The following is a 15179-nucleotide window of genomic DNA, read 5'->3' on the forward strand; positions in this document are numbered from 1 at the left end:
AGGCGCGCGCAGCGGGGTACGGGGACTCCGACAGGAAGGAGGCGCCGTGCGCGCTCTCACCGCCCCGGACGGGACTCCGGAGATCCTCGCGCTGCGCGCTCTCAAGCTCGGCGACCTGCTCGTCGCGGTCCCGGCGCTGAAGGCGCTGCGCCGCGGCTTCCCCGAGCACCGGCTGATCATGGCCACGACCCCCTGGCTCGAGCCGATCGTCGACCTGGTCGAGGGCCTGGACGCGCTCGTGCCCACTCTCCACGGACTCGACGACCCGCTGCCGATGGCCGCCGGCCGGATCGAGCTCGGCGTGAACCTCCACGGCAACGGCCCGGAGTCGCGGCTGCGTCTGCGCGAGGTCGCTCCGGAGCGCACGCTCGAGTTCCGCGTCCCGGCGCTGGATCCGGGCGCGGGACCCGGCGACCCGCGTCCGCTCTGGCTCGACGGCGAGCTCGAGCGCGCGCGCTGGGCCCGCCTGGTGAACTCGATCGGGCTCGACGCCGACCCCGAGGACGTCGCGATCGCCGTCCCCGTGGAGCCCGCCTCGGCCCCCGGAGCCGCCGTCGTGCACATCGGGGCCTTCTACGGCTCGCGCGAGTGGCCGGAGGAGCGCTTCGCCGCGGTGGCGCGCTCCCTCGCCGCCGAGGGGCACCGCGTCGTCTACACCGGAGGCGCGAACGAGGCCGACCGCGCCCGCCGCGTCGCCGAGCTGGCCGGTACGGGCGAGGTGCTCGCGGGGGTGCTGGCGCTCAGCGAGTTCGCCGCGGTCGTCGCGGCCGCCGAGGTCGTGGTCACCGTCGACACCGGAGCGGCGCATCTCGCCTCCGCGTACGGCATCCCCTCGGTGGTGATCTTCGGACCGGCGCCGCCCGAGGCCTGGGGGCCTCCCGCCTCGGGGCCGCACCGCGTGCTGACCGATGCCTCGCTCCGCCGCGGCGACGTCTTCTCCGCCGAGCCGGACCCGGCTCTGCTCGCGGTCCAGGTCGACGACGTCCTCGCCGCTCTCGCGTCGCTCCCGACGCGTGCCGAGACCCACCTCAGGCGGACTTCAGCCGCGTCGTCGGGCGCACCGGAGTGACCATGGCCACCCGGGCCCGGGGCGAGCGCGGCTGATGGCTGCGCGAGGGGGCGCCGAGCCTGTCGGCGAGCTGCGCGAGGATCCGCCGCTGCAGGCGCGAGACCTGCATCTGCGTCGTCCCCAGCGCATCGGCGATCTGCTGCTGGGTGCGCTCCTCGACGAAGCGCATCCGCAGGAGCTCGCGCTGCCCCTCCTCGAGCTCGGCGAGGGCCTCGGCGAGTCCATGCCGCCGGTCGATGCCGAGCAGCCTCTCGTCCTCGCCGCCGAGGGTGTCGCCCAGGCCGACGCCGCCCTCGCCCACGGTCTCGTCGAGCGAGAGCGGATGCCCCGCGAGACGCGCGTCGGCGACCTCCGCCGCGTCCACGCCGAGGCGGCGCGCGATCTCGTGGTCGGTGGGGTGGCGGCCGAGCTCCTGCGCGAGCTCGTCGGCGACGACGGCGGAGCGGCGGTGCAGCTCCTGCACGCCGCGCGGCGGGCGGATCATCCAGCCGAGGTCACGGAGGTGGCGCTTGAGCTCTCCGGTGATCGTCGGGACGGCGAAGGCGGCGAAGCTGTCGCCGCGCTCCGGCGTGAAGCGGCGGGCTGCCTTGACCAGGCCCACGTAGGCGACCTGGCGCAGATCCGCCCAGTCGCTGCTGCCGCGGGAGACCCGGCGGGCCATCGCCTCGGCCAGTCCGAGGTGGTCGAGCACGATGCGCTCGCGGATCCGCTCGCCCTCCGGGCCCTCCGCGCTCACCGCGGCCTGGAAGAGCGAGAGCGTGCGGGCGTCCTTCTCCTCCCGCGCCGCCTCGGTGAGGACGCTCGGGCGGTCGGTGCGGGTGTCGAGATCGATCGTGCTCATCAGTGCTCCTTCCGGGCACGCTCGCGCGGAGGCCCGGCGCGGCCTGCGGTGCGGCGCTCGGGCCCTCTCGACGAGAGGCCCGGGGTCAGCGCACCACTGCTCCTGCTCGCTCGGGGAGTCCGTTGACTCGGAGCAGTGCTGTCCGGTAGAAGCAGTGGCCGCGAGGCGCGCACCGTGCCCGGGCGGAGGCGCCGCGGCCCCCGCGATCCCGGGCGCCGCACCGGCTCCCGCCGGTAGGATCGGCCTCGTATGTCTGAGCTCACCCCGCCCCTGGAAAGCGCGCCGGACGCGCACCCGTTCACGACTGCGACCGGGAGCGACGTCCGCGTCCGCTTCTGCCCGTCGCCGACCGGGACCCCGCACGTCGGCCTCATCCGCACCGCCCTGTTCAACTGGGCGTACGCGCGCCACACCGGCGGCACGTTCGTCTTCCGCATCGAGGACACGGACGCCGCGCGCGACAGCGAGGAGAGCGTCGAGCAGATCCTCGACGCGCTGCGCTGGCTGAAGCTCGACTGGGACGAGGGCGTCGGAGTCGGCGGCCCGCACGGTCCGTACCGCCAGTCCGAGCGCACCGGCGTCTACCTCGACGTGATCGCGCGACTGACCGCCTCGGGCCACCTCTACGAGAGCTACTCCACCGCGGAGGAGATCGACGCGCGCAACGAGGCAGCCGGCCGTGCGAAGCAGCACGGGTACGACAACTTCGACCGCGACCTCACCGAGGAGCAGCGCGCCGCCTTCCGCGCCGAGGGCCGCGCCCCGGCGCTGCGCCTGCGCGTGCCGGACGCCGACCTGTCCTTCGACGACCTCGTCCGCGGCCCGATCACGTTCCCCGCGGGCTCCTTCAGCGACTTCGTCGTGGTGCGCCCCAACGGCCAGCCGCTCTACACGCTCGTGAACCCGGTCGACGACGCGATCATGCAGATCACCCATGTGCTCCGCGGCGAGGACATCCTGCCCTCGACCGCCCGCCAGATCGCGCTGTACCACGCGCTGATCGACATCGGAGTGACGACCTTCGTCCCGCGCTTCGGCCACCTCCCGTACGTGATGGGCGACGGCAGCAAGAAGCTCTCCAAGCGCGACCCGTCCTCGAACCTCTTCCACCACCGCGACCGGGGCTTCATCCCGGAGGGCCTGGTCAACTACCTCGCCCTGCTCGGCTGGTCGCTCACGCACGACCGCGACGTCTTCTCGATCGACGAGATGGTCGCCGCCTTCGACGTGTCCGACGTGAACCCCAACCCGGCCCGCTTCGACCTCAAGAAGGCGGAGTCGATCAACGGCGACCACATCCGCCTCCTGGCCGTCGACGACTTCACCGAGCGGACGATCCCGTACCTCGTGGCGGCCGGAGTGCTCGCGGGCGAGCCGACCGCCGAGCAGCGCGCCGTGCTCGACGCCGCCGCGCCCCTCGTGCAGGAGCGGATCGGCCTGCTGGGGGAGGCCCCCGGCATGCTCGGGTTCCTCTTCACCGCGTCCGATGCGCTCGAGTACGACGAGGACGCGCTGAAGGGCCTGCCCGCGAACGCCGGCGAGGTGCTCGCCGCCTCGATCGGCGCCCTCGAGCTCGTCCCCGCGTCCGAGTGGCTGACGGCCTCGATCCAGGAGGCGCTCGCCTCCGCGCTGATCGAGGGCCTCGGCCTCAAGCCCCGCATCGCCTACGGGCCGCTGCGCACCGCGGTCTCCGGACGCCGGGTCTCGCCGCCGCTGTTCGAGTCGATGGAGATCCTCGGCAAGCAGGAGTCGATCGCCCGCCTCGACCGCCTCGGCGCGCACCTCTCCCGGCAGGCCTGACCCGTGGCGGAGACGGTCGGCGGACGCTACGACGTCGTCGTGATCGGCGGGGGCCCCGCGGGGCTCTCGACGGCGCTCAACCTGGTCCGCGCGCGCCGCAGCGTGCTGCTGCTCGACAGCAACCGCCCGCGGAACGCTGCGACCCTGCACTCGCACGGGTTCCTCACCCGCGACGGGATCTCGCCGCTCGAGCTGCGCCGCCTCGGCCGCGAGGAGTTCGAGCGCTACGAGGCCGCCGAGGTGCACAACGCTCTCGTCACCTCGGTCGAGCGCTCCGGCGGCGAGTTCGTCGTCGGCGCGCGGGGCGTGCGCGGCAGTGCGGACCGCTCCGTCGTCGCCACCGCCGTCGTGGTCGCCGCGGGGCTCCTCGAGACGCCGCCCGCGCTGCCGAGCCTCCGCGCCTACTACGGCACCGCCGTGCACAGCTGCATGGAGTGCGACGGCTACGAGAAGGCGGGGGAGGCGCTCGCCCTGATCGGCGAGACCGACGACCTCGCGGAGCGGGCCATGCTCCTCTCGCAGTGGTCGACCGACCTGATCGTCTTCACCAACGGCGTCGGGACGGTGAGCGACGCCGACGAGTCGCTCCTCGCGTCGATCGGCATCCGGGTCGACCGGCGCCCGGTCGCCGACCTCGCCGGGGAGCGCGCCGAGATGACCGGCGTCCGCCTGGTCGACGGCGACGTCGTCCCGCGCACCGGAGCGTTCGTCCGCCCCGTCTGGACCCCCGCGCTGGACTACCTGGACGCGGCCGGCCCCGACCGCGACGCCGACGGCTTCCTCCGCGTCGACGCCGGCGGTCGCACCTCCGTCCCCGGCCTCTACGCCGCCGGCGAGGTCACCCCTCCCGGCCCGCAGCAGCTGATCGTGGCCGCCGGATCGGGAGCCCAGGTCGCCTCCGCGATCAACCGCGACCTCGTGCGCGCCCGCCTCGGCGAGGCCGCCCCGGAGTCCGAGGGCAGCGTCGTCCGCGGCTCGATTTGAGCCGGATGCCCGCGTAGGGTACTGTCGTCTCTCGGCGCTCGGGTCTCGATCCGATCGCCGCCTGGTCTCGGGATCACCTCCGGATGACCATTGGGGTATGGTGTAATTGGCAACACGGCTGATTCTGGTTCAGTTGTTCTTGGTTCGAGTCCAGGTACCCCAGCACTGATCTCCTCTGCGGCACTCCGCCCGACGCCCCCTTCCGGGCGTCCCCCGGGCCGCCCCTCGCGAGCCGCTCTCGGCGGAGTCCGCAGTATCCCCCCTCCGGCCGACGCGGCCGTCCGAGGCGCTGTGACACGATGGAACCTGTACGTCTCTCAGGTACCCGCGTCGCGCGGGTCGGACGAAAGGTCGCCCGCCCATGGAACCGGATCTCCTCTGGATCGTCCTCGCCGGAGTCGCCGTCGGCGCACTCCTGCTGATCGCCCTCATCGGCTTCTTCCTCTTCCGCGCCTGGTACCAGGTGCCGCAGGCCGACGAGGCGATCGTGATCGTCGGCAAGAAGCAGAAGGGCGAGGACGGCCTCACCTCGAACATGACCGTCATCACCGGCGGCGGTGCGTTCGTGAACAAGCTGACCCAGCGGTCGGACCGCATCTCCCTGCGCTCCCGCCAGATCAAGATGGAGCCGGTCGCGCAGACGAAGAACGGCGTGACGATCCACCTCGCCGGCGTCGCCCTCGTCAAGATCGGCTCCACGGCCGACCAGGTCCGCGCCGCCGCCGAGCGCTTCGCGTCGCAGGACCAGTCGATCGACGTCTTCACCACCGAGCAGCTCGAGGGCGCCCTCCGCGGCGTCGTCGCGAAGCTCAGCGTCGAGGAGGTCATGCAGGACCGGCAGAAGCTGGGAGACGAGATCGCCGAGGGCATCAAGGGCGACCTGCTCGCCCAGGGCCTCGTCCTCGACTCCTTCGCCATCCAGGGCGTCACCGACCGCAACGGCTACATCGAGGCGCTCGGTGCGCAGGAGATCGAGCGCGTCCGCCGCGAGGCCGACGTCGCGCGGATCAACGCCGCCCGCGAGGTCAAGGCCCGCCAGCTCGCCACGGACGAGGCGAACCTGATCGAGCAGACCGCCTACGACAAGAACACCGCCGCCGCGAAGTCCGAGGTCGGCCGCGCCAACGCCGAGGCCGAGCAGGCCGAGAACCTGGCCCGCGCCGAGCGCGAGCAGGCCGTCCTCGTGCAGCGCGCCGAGAACCGGCAGGCCGAGCTCGACGCCGACGTCAAGCGCGTCGCGGACGCCGAGAAGTACCGCCGTCAGACCGAGGCCGACGCCGACGCGTACGGACGCGAGAAGAAGGCCGAGACGGACCGCCAGGTCGCGCAGCAGGTCTCGGACGCCGAGGCGTACGCCGTCCAGCGCCAGGCGGAGGCGCGCCAGGCGTCCGCCGCCGCCGAGGCCGCCGCCGTGAGCGCCCGCGCCGAGGCCGAGGCCCACGCACTGCGGGCCAAGGCGGGCGCCGAGGCCGAGGCGCTGCGCGCGAACGCGACCGCCGAGGCGGAGGCCATCCGTGCGAAGGGCGAGGCGAGCGCGGCGGCCATCGCGGCCGAGGCGGAGGCGCTCCGCGAGAACCAGGAGGCGATCCTGGGTCGCGAGCTCATCGGGCAGCTGCCCTCGCTCATGGCCGAGTTCGCCAAGGGCTACCAGAACGTCGGCTCGGTGACGCTGATCGGCGGCGACACCGCCGGCACCCACATCGCCCGCGAGCAGGCGGCCGGCCTCGCCGCCACGTTCGACAGCGTCAAGTCGGCGACCGGCGTCGACCTCGGGGCGATCCTCCAGGGCCAGGCCTTCGGCCGCGGGATGGCCGCGGGCGGCTCCGTCGTGCCGACCGGCGCGTCGGTGTCGACCGGATCGGGCGACACGGCTCGTCCGTCCGGCTCCGGCGACCCGACCGCCGTCGCCTCCACGAGCTGACCGGAGGGTCCCGCCGATCCTCGGCGGCTCCACCACCGCCGCCGTGCTCGTCGGTGGACGCCCGCGGGCGTCCGCCCTCGAGCACGGCGTGCCGCGTTCTGCGCGACCGGGCCGTGCCGCCGCCCGGCATCGTGCAGCCCCCGCTCAGGCGAGCGGCTTGCGCATCTGCAGGGACGTCGTCTCGTAGCCGAGCGACTCGTACAGCGCCCGCGCGGCGCTGTTGAAGCCGAACACGTTCAGCGCGAGGGCGGAGCCGCCGCGGGAGCGGACGTGCGACTCCGCGAGCAGCATCGCCGCCCGGCCGAGGCCGCGGCCGCGCTCGGCGGCGTCGATCTGCACGTCCCAGACGTACCCGACGCCCTCGAGCCCGCTCGGGTGCGGACCGAGCCACAGCGACCCGACCGCGCGGCCGTCCTCGGAGACGAGCAGCACGTCGTGCCCGGCGGCGGGGGAGCCTCCCGGGAAGTACTTCTCGTCCGAGGTGTCGGCGTTGCGCGTCGCGGCCGCCTCGTCGTCGCCCGCCCGCATCCGGTCCTCGATGTACGCCGAGCGCTGCACCCGCATCCACCGGGCGAGAGCGGCGGCGGGCATCGGCTCGAGCGTGACGGTCATCCCCTCACGATCCCACTCCGGGCCCGCCTCCCGCGAACGATCCGTCGCGAACGGCCCGCAGGGGATCCGGGGACGGGCCGCTCGCGACGGATCATCGACGGCCCGGGTCAGTCCGGGGTCCGCTCCGCGTGCTTCCGCTTCCCCAGGCGGGTGGCGAGGAACAGCAGCGTCCCCACGACCACGTAGCCCGCCGTCGCCAGCCAGACCACCCCCGTCTGCTGCGTCAGGAGCACCACGCTCGCGATGGTCGCGAGCACCGGCACCACGCGCGGCACGGAGTAGTGGGCGTGGTCGACGCGGTCCTTCTTCAGCACCAGCACCGAGACGTTCGCCGCGATGAACACCAGCAGGAGCAGCAGCACCGTCGTCTCGGCGAGAGTGCCGACGTCGCCGATGAGGCTGAGCAGCATCGTGACTCCGCCGACGACCACGATCGACACCCACGGCGTGCGGCGGCCCGGGAGCACCTTGCCGAAGGCGCTCGGCAGCAGACCCGACGTGGCCAGCCCGAAGCCGACGCGGCTCGCCATGACCATGAACAGCAGAGCGCCGTTCGCGATGGCGACCAGCGCGATCAGGCCGAACAGCCACGGCGGCACGGCCACTCCGCTCGCCGCGACCACGTCCAGCAGGGGGCCGCTCGACGCCGCGAGCTCGTCGTTCGGCAGCACGATCACGGCGCCGAGCGCGATCAGGAGGTAGACCACGGCGGCGGTGATCAGCGCGCCGAAGAGGGCCCGCGGGTAGACCTTCGAGGGGTTCCGCACCTCCTCGGCCATGTTCGCGGCGGCCTCGAAGCCGAGGAACGAGAAGAAGGCGACGATCGAGGCGGCGAACGCGCCCTGCAGCGGAGCGACGTCGGGGTTGAACTCGAGCACGCGGGAGGCGTCGCCGTCGCCGGAGCCGAAGAAGACCGCGGCGCAGACGATGACGATCACCAGTCCGCTCACCTCGATGACCGAGGCGACCAGGTTCGCGGTCAGCGACTCCTTCACGCCGCGCAGATTCACCAGGGTGAGGATCGCGATGAAGACGAGCGCGGTCGGGATCGGCGGGACGTCCAGCAGCGCGCCGAGGTAGTCGCCCGCGAACGCGTTCGCCAGCGAGGCCGCCGTCGTGATGCCGGACGCCATCATCAGGAAGCCGATCAGGAACGAGAGGTACGGCTTCCCGAACGCGCGGTCCACGTAGCGCGCCGCCCCTCCGGCGTGCGGGTACTTGGTGATCAGCTCCGCGTAGGTGCCCGCGGTGAGCAGGGCGACGACCAGCGCGATCAGCAGCGGCAGCCAGATCACGCCGCCGACGTCCTCCGCCATCGTGCCGACCAGGGTGTAGATGCCGGCGCCGAGCGTGTCGCCCACGATGAAGGCGAACAGCAGCGGTCCGGTGATCACCCGCTTGAGCGACGCCTTCCCGGGAGCGGTCTCGGCGGTGTCCGTCGTGTCGGTCATCCGCACACTCCACCGAAGCGAGGGGTCCGAGCGCAAGCCTCGCCGCCCGATCGCTGCGAGATTTCTCATGATCGTGACCCGTGTGGCAGGGGCCCGGGCGCGGTCTGAGGGCCCTTGCTCACGGTTCGACGGGCCGCATACGACCGCCACCACCCAACCTCAGACTCTGGTGGAGCGCTTGGTGATCGTCCTCCTTCGCGCCAACCGTGTCGTCGAACCTGACCGACGCTGACCCGGTTTTCGCGGTCCTGCGGGAGATTTTGCAATCGTGCACGAGCATCTGGAGCTTGAAGCGCGGATACCGGCTCGGTCTGCTGTTTCGCTAGCTCAAGCTCGACCCACAGGCGCCGCCGTGAAGCTGATCGGCCACCCCGGCGACGTCCCCGCCGAGGACCTGACGAGCTGGACGCATCCGCCGTTTTTCGAAGCGGTCGCCGACGCGGCGGGTTAGGGCAGGGACGCGCGCGATGGCAAGGGCTCGCTCGTCTACGTGCACACGGCGTCGAGAACCGCGCCATGACCAAGCGACGTCCTGCTCGCTGTGAGCGGAGACGTGCAGTTGCACGGAGCCACGGCCCGGCCGATCGCCGACACGCTCGGCGAGCGAAAGGTGGCATCTTGGCTCGTTCCCGACGAGAACGACGCCGCCCTCGAGGAGACGATGCCCGGTGTCTTCGGACCGGTCGCAATGATTGGCAAAGGCCAGAAGTGCGTGCGCAACGCCGCGCCGCTGAGGCCCCAAGCTCCTCGGCCGCGCCGTCGGCCTCCTTGGCCTTTGCGCCCCTAAGAGCGTTGCGGGCGGTGCTCGAAGTCTCGGACTGCGAGGACGCCGTGGTTCCGTAAGTGATCACCCCGGCCACCAACTCCTGGCACCTCCGCCACTTCGGCCCGCGGTCTAACGCTCCGAGCCAAGAAGATTTCATCGGAGGAGCGCCTGGATCCAGGGGCTGAATGAGCGTGTGGACCTCATATCACCTGACCGCGGCGCAGCCTTCCACCGCACAATGAACTAGGGCCTCCGGGAAGCATCTAACATCAAAGGTGTGGTCGTCAAACGGGCCTGCGACCAGTTCCTTGGGTTTCAGTAATATGAGAACGTCGAGTACAACTAGGTGAGACCTGGCTATAAGATCGAGTAAGCCCGAGCCTAAATAATTGCTTCTTACTATAGTCAAGCGTATGGTCAGCTGTTGTATGAATAAACCTGATTTTGGCCTTTTGTAACCCGCAGTCCGTAAATACTTACGGCCGCCCTTATGACCTCAGAGATTAGCCGTACACTCGGCATTCGAGCGTCAACATTTTCTCCTGACTTCTTCGACCTGAACTGAAAAGCAATGAGTTCTTTCTTCAGAAACTTTTGTGGAGCTGGCGTAGGCAAACCCTGGGACTCGAGTGAAGCAGTTCTTTTGCGTAGCGCGAGCCAGACTTGCGTGGCAATCCACGCGTCGAGTTTGGTCAATTCCTCTACATCATTGATTAGCGGGAAAAAGGACATAACACCCTGAAAAGACATCGGCGGGATCGGCCCTCTGGATAACTTTCGAAGATCCTTCTCGTTTAGGGCTCCGTAAAGGTAGCGTCGCAGTTGCCAGATGAGAGCGACGTAATCGCTATCCGTCACCAGTAATCGTGTCGGGTCCTGTGTTTTTGCGAGAGGCTCGAGGAGAAGATTGGTGTAGATCAACGTCCCGATTCGACGCTTTATTTTTGCAACAACAGCCTGTTTCATGCGCGTCTCGCGCAAGGAGAGAGAGTGGCCTAGGAAGTCAATTGTCTTGGTGAATTCCATCTCGACATACTTTGTTTCATCTTGAACTAAAAGGCGCACGCCGCGACTCTTCTCCGGATTGAGGTTTGAACCAATCCCTTGAGCCGCTTCATGTAAAATGTCTACTGCCGCTCCAATTCGCCCATAGTCGGCGCTCCAAATGAGAGTGTCGTCGGCGTACCTTACGAACCCAACTCCAAGTCTTTCAAGCCGCCGATCCAGCTCTGACGCGGCAAGGTTCGCCAAAAGTAAACTTATTGAGGTCCCTTGAGGTAACCCTCGAGGGCGAGGTTTCTTCGGCTCGTCCTTTTGAAGAATTGACAAGTACGGCTCGGGAGCAAGCAAAAAAGACTCGAGGACTTTACGTTCAAGAGGAGTAATAATTAACTCGAGGCGCTCGATTGTCTCGAATAGGTGATCGTGGGAAATCGAGTCAAAAAAAGAACTGAAGTCGTACTCGGCAATAAATAATCGATGTTCTCGTCGAAATTCGGTTTGAATGTAACTGATGGCATCGTGAGCATTAAGATCAGATCTATACGCATAAGCGCGAGCACTCAGTTTTGATAGGTTTTTTCTAGTCAGCGATCGCATTAAGCGATTTGAAACAGCCTCATCCGCTATCTGAAAAGTGTTGATAGTGCGGAAATTTGACACGCCTTTTGGAACTTTGAATCCTGCAGGCGGCCTGGGAGAGTAGCTCATCTCACGAATACGCTTGCTTATTGCGTGAGCTATCTGCTTCCGGCGAGGGCGCACAACATAAGGATTAAACCCAGGGTCGAGCTGCCACGACTGGGGCTCGAGAGCGCTCAGTAGTCTTGGAGCGCCTTCGCTCCTGCGAAGTCTACGTTCATTCTCATCGTGAACGGATCTTGCCCGCAACTCGTGTTCTCTAATAAGAGCCGTTGCTCGGTCATTGATGCCGTCGTCGAGATTTCACCACATCTTGCGTCCCGTCGTTTGAACGTCGGGGCAGATCGAAAATCTACCCCGACGTGCAACACGAATCCATGCAAAATGTGCTTCACGCAGGACTCTTGCTCGCGCTCAAGTCCTCAGAGTTGCGGGAAAATGTTAACCGTTTCCCGTTCCAGAAACGGACCCGTGTCTACGCCCCTCTTGAGGCCTGTGCCTGACGCTACTGCAAGCCCGTGGACTCCGCCAGTGCCTTCGTTACTAGATCGCCAAGCGGTCTCGGCTGTCGCCGAGGATTCAAGCGGCGACTGCCTACGGCCTGGCTCGCGGGGCGAACCGGACGTTGTTGACAGATGCGCCGGATGGTCAGGTTGTTGACGAGAAATTGTGTCGCGCTCGGCAAAGTACACCATTTCCGATGGCGTACTTTGCTTCGAGGCGGGCTGTAATGTGCCAGGGGTTGACGAAGTCAAGACGTGTCGTGGGAGGCGCGGATCGCCTGCGTAGGGGCCCACACCTTAAAAAAACACGTGGTCGAGACGAAACTGGTTTCGCAACTTTTTGTTTTGAGGGGCCAGATCCGCGAGTGAACAGGGGGCGTCGGCGCGTGCCGCCGCGTGCCCGCACTGGGTAGGCTGGAGCGCTTCGTCGTGAGTGGAGCGGTCGCGGAGGAATCATGGGCAAGAAGCGCAACCAGGGACGATCCGGAGGCGGTCAGGGCGGGTCCGGCGGTCAGGGCGGCGGCCGCACGGCCGAGACCGCGCTGATGGTGCGGTTCCGCAGCTGGTACCGCTCGCACCTCGCCGAGGTCGGCCTGCAGCACGAGCACCTCGAGGCCGACGAGGCCGTCGAGGTGCTGACCGACCTCTTCGCGATGACCCGGGACCTGCGTCCGCGCGGCTCCTTCGCCCAGCCCGACGCCGAGCTGCTCGAGGCCGTCTTCGACCAGATCGAGGCCGACCTGTCGGGGGAGGAGAGCGAGGCCGACCTCGACGACACCCTCTTCACCGTCGCCGAGGTCGTCGAGCACTTCCTCGACTTCCTCACCGACGAGGACCTCTGGACCGGCACCGACGAGGAGCTGGACGAGTGCCAGGCCGTCCTCGACGAGGTCCTCGACCTCGCCGGCTCGTTCGTCGAGGCCGTGCTCGACGACCTCGCGGAGCTCGACGAGGTCCCGGCCGAGGAGCAGCTCTCCGCCGTCCGCGCCACCGCTCTCGTGCACGCCGCCGACGTCGTGGTCGAGCACCTCGCCGCCGCCGACGGCGCGACCCTCACCGAGCGCGCCGCCCGCGAGATCGCGGTCGAGGCGGGCATCTCCTCCGCGGGATCGACTCCGAGCGACGACTCCGTCCGCATCCCGGTCTCGGCCTGGTGGGACGCGCTGGTCGGCTCGGCCGTGCTCGAGCAGGAGGGGTCCGCCGCCGGCCTCGGCGAGGCGGCCGTGCTCTGGCGCAGCTCCGACGCGCACGAGGCCGCCGCCGAGCGCATCGCCTACGTCGCCCGCTTCCTCGAGCAGTGGATCCTCAGCGCCCAGACCGCGCTGACGGCCGCCGACACCGAGGACGGCGCCTTCTCCCCGGAGGAGCGCGCGGTCACCACCACCGACGCCGTGCTGGTCCGCATCGCCGTCGCCTGCCAGGCCGAGATCCACCCGGGCCTGGTCGTCGGCGAGCTGGTCGACGAGCTGGCCGCCGACTCCGGAGTCTCGCTCGACGAGGCCCTCGACGAGCGCGAGCGCATGGTCGGGACGGCCGAGCGGATGCTCGACGACACCGCCGAGCTCGGCCTGCTGCTGCACTCGCCCGAGTTCGGCTACGCGGTGCCGGAGGGCCTGGCGCCCGTCCTCGCCTCCGTCGTCCGCGCGACGGTCGTCCTCCTCGGCGAGCGCGAGGCCACCCGCCTCGAGATCGTCGACGAGGCGACCCAGGACACGGCGACCGCCTACGCCCTCCACGTCGCCCTGCTCGGGACCAAGCCCGTCGTCTGGCGGCGTCTCGAGCTCTCCTCCGAGTCGTCGCTGCGCGATCTGCACCTCGCGCTCCAGCTCTCGCTGGGCTGGACCGACGCACAGCCGCACTACTTCAGCGTGGGCGTGCCCGACGAGGAGCAGGCTCCGATCGGCTCGCCGTCCGACGCGGAGGAGTTCGGCGCCGACCTCGTGGACGAGGCGGGCGTCGCGCTCGCCGAGGTCCTCGAGCAGGAGCAGGACGAGCTCTTCTACGTCTACGACCTCGAGGACGAGTGGCGCCACGTGATCCGCCTGGAGGCGATCGCGCCGCTGTCGACGGCTCTGCCGCGCTGCACCGGCGCGCGCGGCGCGGCTCCGCTCGACGTGCCGGGAGGCCCCGCGGCCTGGGCCGACACGGTACGAGCGGCGACGGACCCGTCCTCGGCCGACCACGCCGAGGCGCTCGAGGCTCTCGGCCTCGCCGCCGGCGCCTCGTTCGACCCGGCCGCGGTCGATGTCGACGGCATCAACCGCTCGCTCGGACTCCTGCGCTCCGCCGTCTGACGCCCCGCAGGACCGCCTCGCCGGAGGAGGTCCCCGCTCCCGCTCACCGCGGGCGGCGGGGGCCTCCTCCGGTGGCGCACGTCACGGGGTGAGCAGCAGCTTGCCGATGTGGCCGGAGGAGCGCATCACGTCGTGCGCCCGCTCGGCCTCGGCGAGGGGGACCACCTCGTCCACCACCGGGCGCACCGTCCCGGCGGCGACCAGCGGCCAGACCTCCGCGCGCACCTGCGCCACGATCGCGCGCCGCTCCTCCAGCGGCCGGGCGCGGAGGGTCGTGGCGTGCACCGCGCCGCGCTTGCGCATCAGCACCCCGAGGTCGAGCGACCCGAGCGCGCCGGACTGGTTGCCGATGAACACCACGCGTCCGCCCACGGCCAGCGCCTCGAGGTCGCGGGCCAGGTAGTCGCCGCCGACGGGGTCGAGGATCACGTCGACGCCGCGCCCGCCGGTCGCCTCGCGGACCCGCTCGACGAAGTCCTCCTCGCGGTAGTCGATCAGGACGTCGGCGCCGAGCGCGCGGCACGCCTCGAGCTTGCGGGGGCTGCCGGCCGTGACGGCGACGCGGGCTCCGAGGGCGACGGCGATCTGGATGCCCGTGGTCCCGATCCCGCTCCCGCCGCCGTGGAGGAGGACGGTGTCGCCGGACCCGAGCCCGGCCACCATCACGAGGTTCGACCAGACGGTGGACGTCGTCTCCGGGAGGGCGGCGGCCGAGACGAGGCCGATCCCGTCCGGGACCGGCAGCACCAGGCCCGCGTCGACCGCGACGTACTCGGCGTAGCCGCCGCCGGAGAGCAGCGCGCAGACCTCGTCGCCCTCCGCGAACCCGGTCGCGTCCTCGCCGAGCGCGACGACCGTGCCGGACACCTCCATCCCGAGGATCTCGGAGGCGCCGGGCGGCGGCGGGTAGACCCCGCCGCGCTGGCCGAGGTCGGCGCGGTTCACGCCGGCGGCCGCGACGCGCACGAGGACCTCGCCCGGTCCGGGGGAGGGGGTCGGCACCTCCTCCAGCACGAGTCGGGAGTCGGGGCCGGGGTTCTCGATGCGGATCGCCTGCATGAGGGGGATGCTACGCCGCCTCCGCGCCTGCCTCCGTTCCTGTACCCCCGGCGTGCGATCTGCAGGGGATCCGGAGGTCGCCTCGCGGTTCAGGCGGAGGAGAACGCTCTCCCGCCCGCATCCCCTGCGAACCGCACCGTCCCCTGCAGATCGCCCGTACCCTGCAGATCGCCCGGCTAGCCCTGCTCCGCCAGGAACGCCAGCACCGCGTCCTTGAAGCCCCGCGCGGGCACGGTGC

The 15179-nt window shown here is 69.9% G+C and carries 10 protein-coding genes and 1 tRNA gene; 6 read left to right on the plus strand and 5 right to left on the minus strand.

Annotated features, from left to right (window positions below; all coding sequences use genetic code 11):
• Positions 1-46 precede the first annotated feature (46 nt).
• The gene (locus tag C5C24_RS03510) at positions 47-1069 is read left to right on the plus strand and encodes a glycosyltransferase family 9 protein (RefSeq protein WP_104304312.1); all 1023 of its coding nucleotides are present in this window, start codon (positions 47-49) and stop codon (positions 1067-1069) included.
• On the opposite strand, the gene C5C24_RS03515 is transcribed toward C5C24_RS03510, so the two are convergent.
• Complete coding sequence (locus tag C5C24_RS03515) at positions 1029-1910, minus strand: sigma-70 family RNA polymerase sigma factor (protein ID WP_104304313.1); 882 nt, start codon at positions 1908-1910, stop codon at positions 1029-1031. The genes C5C24_RS03510 and C5C24_RS03515 overlap by 41 nt on opposite strands.
• A 249-nt stretch (positions 1911-2159) precedes the next feature.
• Here C5C24_RS03515 and gltX point away from each other — a divergent pair, with 249 nt between their 5' ends.
• The 4 genes from gltX to C5C24_RS03535 all read left to right on the plus strand — a co-directional run bounded on the left by gltX (position 2160) and on the right by C5C24_RS03535 (position 6615).
• Positions 2160-3710, plus strand: a complete 1551-nt coding sequence (gltX, locus tag C5C24_RS03520; RefSeq protein WP_104280709.1) for a glutamate--tRNA ligase — start codon at positions 2160-2162, stop codon at positions 3708-3710.
• A 3-nt stretch (positions 3711-3713) separates the two neighbouring features.
• Positions 3714-4694 carry an NAD(P)/FAD-dependent oxidoreductase gene (locus C5C24_RS03525; protein WP_104276156.1) on the plus strand — a complete coding sequence of 327 codons (981 nt, stop codon included), beginning with the start codon at positions 3714-3716 and terminating at the stop codon, positions 4692-4694.
• A gap of 91 nt (positions 4695-4785) precedes the next feature.
• Positions 4786-4857: transfer RNA gene (locus C5C24_RS03530), tRNA-Gln, on the plus strand.
• Positions 4858-5055: 198 nt separating this feature from the next.
• Entirely contained in the window at positions 5056-6615 is a 1560-nt protein-coding gene (locus C5C24_RS03535; RefSeq protein WP_104304314.1) for an SPFH domain-containing protein, read from the plus strand.
• 144 nt (positions 6616-6759) lie between these two features.
• Here the strand turns inward: C5C24_RS03535 and C5C24_RS03540 are convergent, their stop codons facing one another.
• The 3 genes from C5C24_RS03540 to C5C24_RS03550 form a co-directional block, all read right to left on the minus strand.
• A complete protein-coding gene (locus C5C24_RS03540; RefSeq protein WP_104304315.1) occupies positions 6760-7227 on the minus strand; it encodes an N-acetyltransferase in 468 nt (155 codons plus the stop codon).
• 107 nt (positions 7228-7334) lie between these two features.
• Complete coding sequence (locus C5C24_RS03545; RefSeq protein ID WP_104276153.1) at positions 7335-8678, minus strand: APC family permease; 1344 nt, start codon at positions 8676-8678, stop codon at positions 7335-7337.
• Positions 8679-9861: 1183 nt separating this feature from the next.
• Positions 9862-11154, minus strand: coding sequence for a reverse transcriptase domain-containing protein (locus C5C24_RS03550; protein WP_219812824.1), 1293 nt, complete (start codon positions 11152-11154; stop codon positions 9862-9864).
• A gap of 889 nt (positions 11155-12043) precedes the next feature.
• Here C5C24_RS03550 and C5C24_RS03555 point away from each other — a divergent pair.
• Positions 12044-13882 (plus strand): plasmid pRiA4b ORF-3 family protein, encoded by a 1839-nt coding sequence (locus C5C24_RS03555; RefSeq protein WP_104304316.1) that lies wholly within the window; start codon positions 12044-12046, stop codon positions 13880-13882.
• An 81-nt stretch (positions 13883-13963) separates the two neighbouring features.
• Here C5C24_RS03555 and C5C24_RS03560 read toward each other — a convergent pair whose 3' ends face one another.
• On the minus strand, positions 13964-14941 hold the full coding sequence (locus C5C24_RS03560) for an NAD(P)H-quinone oxidoreductase (protein WP_104276151.1): 978 nt from the start codon (positions 14939-14941) through the stop codon (positions 13964-13966).
• Positions 14942-15179 lie beyond the last annotated feature (238 nt).

This window comes from Rathayibacter sp. AY2B3, from assembly GCF_002931755.1.
In the GTDB taxonomy this organism is placed as follows: domain Bacteria; phylum Actinomycetota; class Actinomycetes; order Actinomycetales; family Microbacteriaceae; genus Rathayibacter.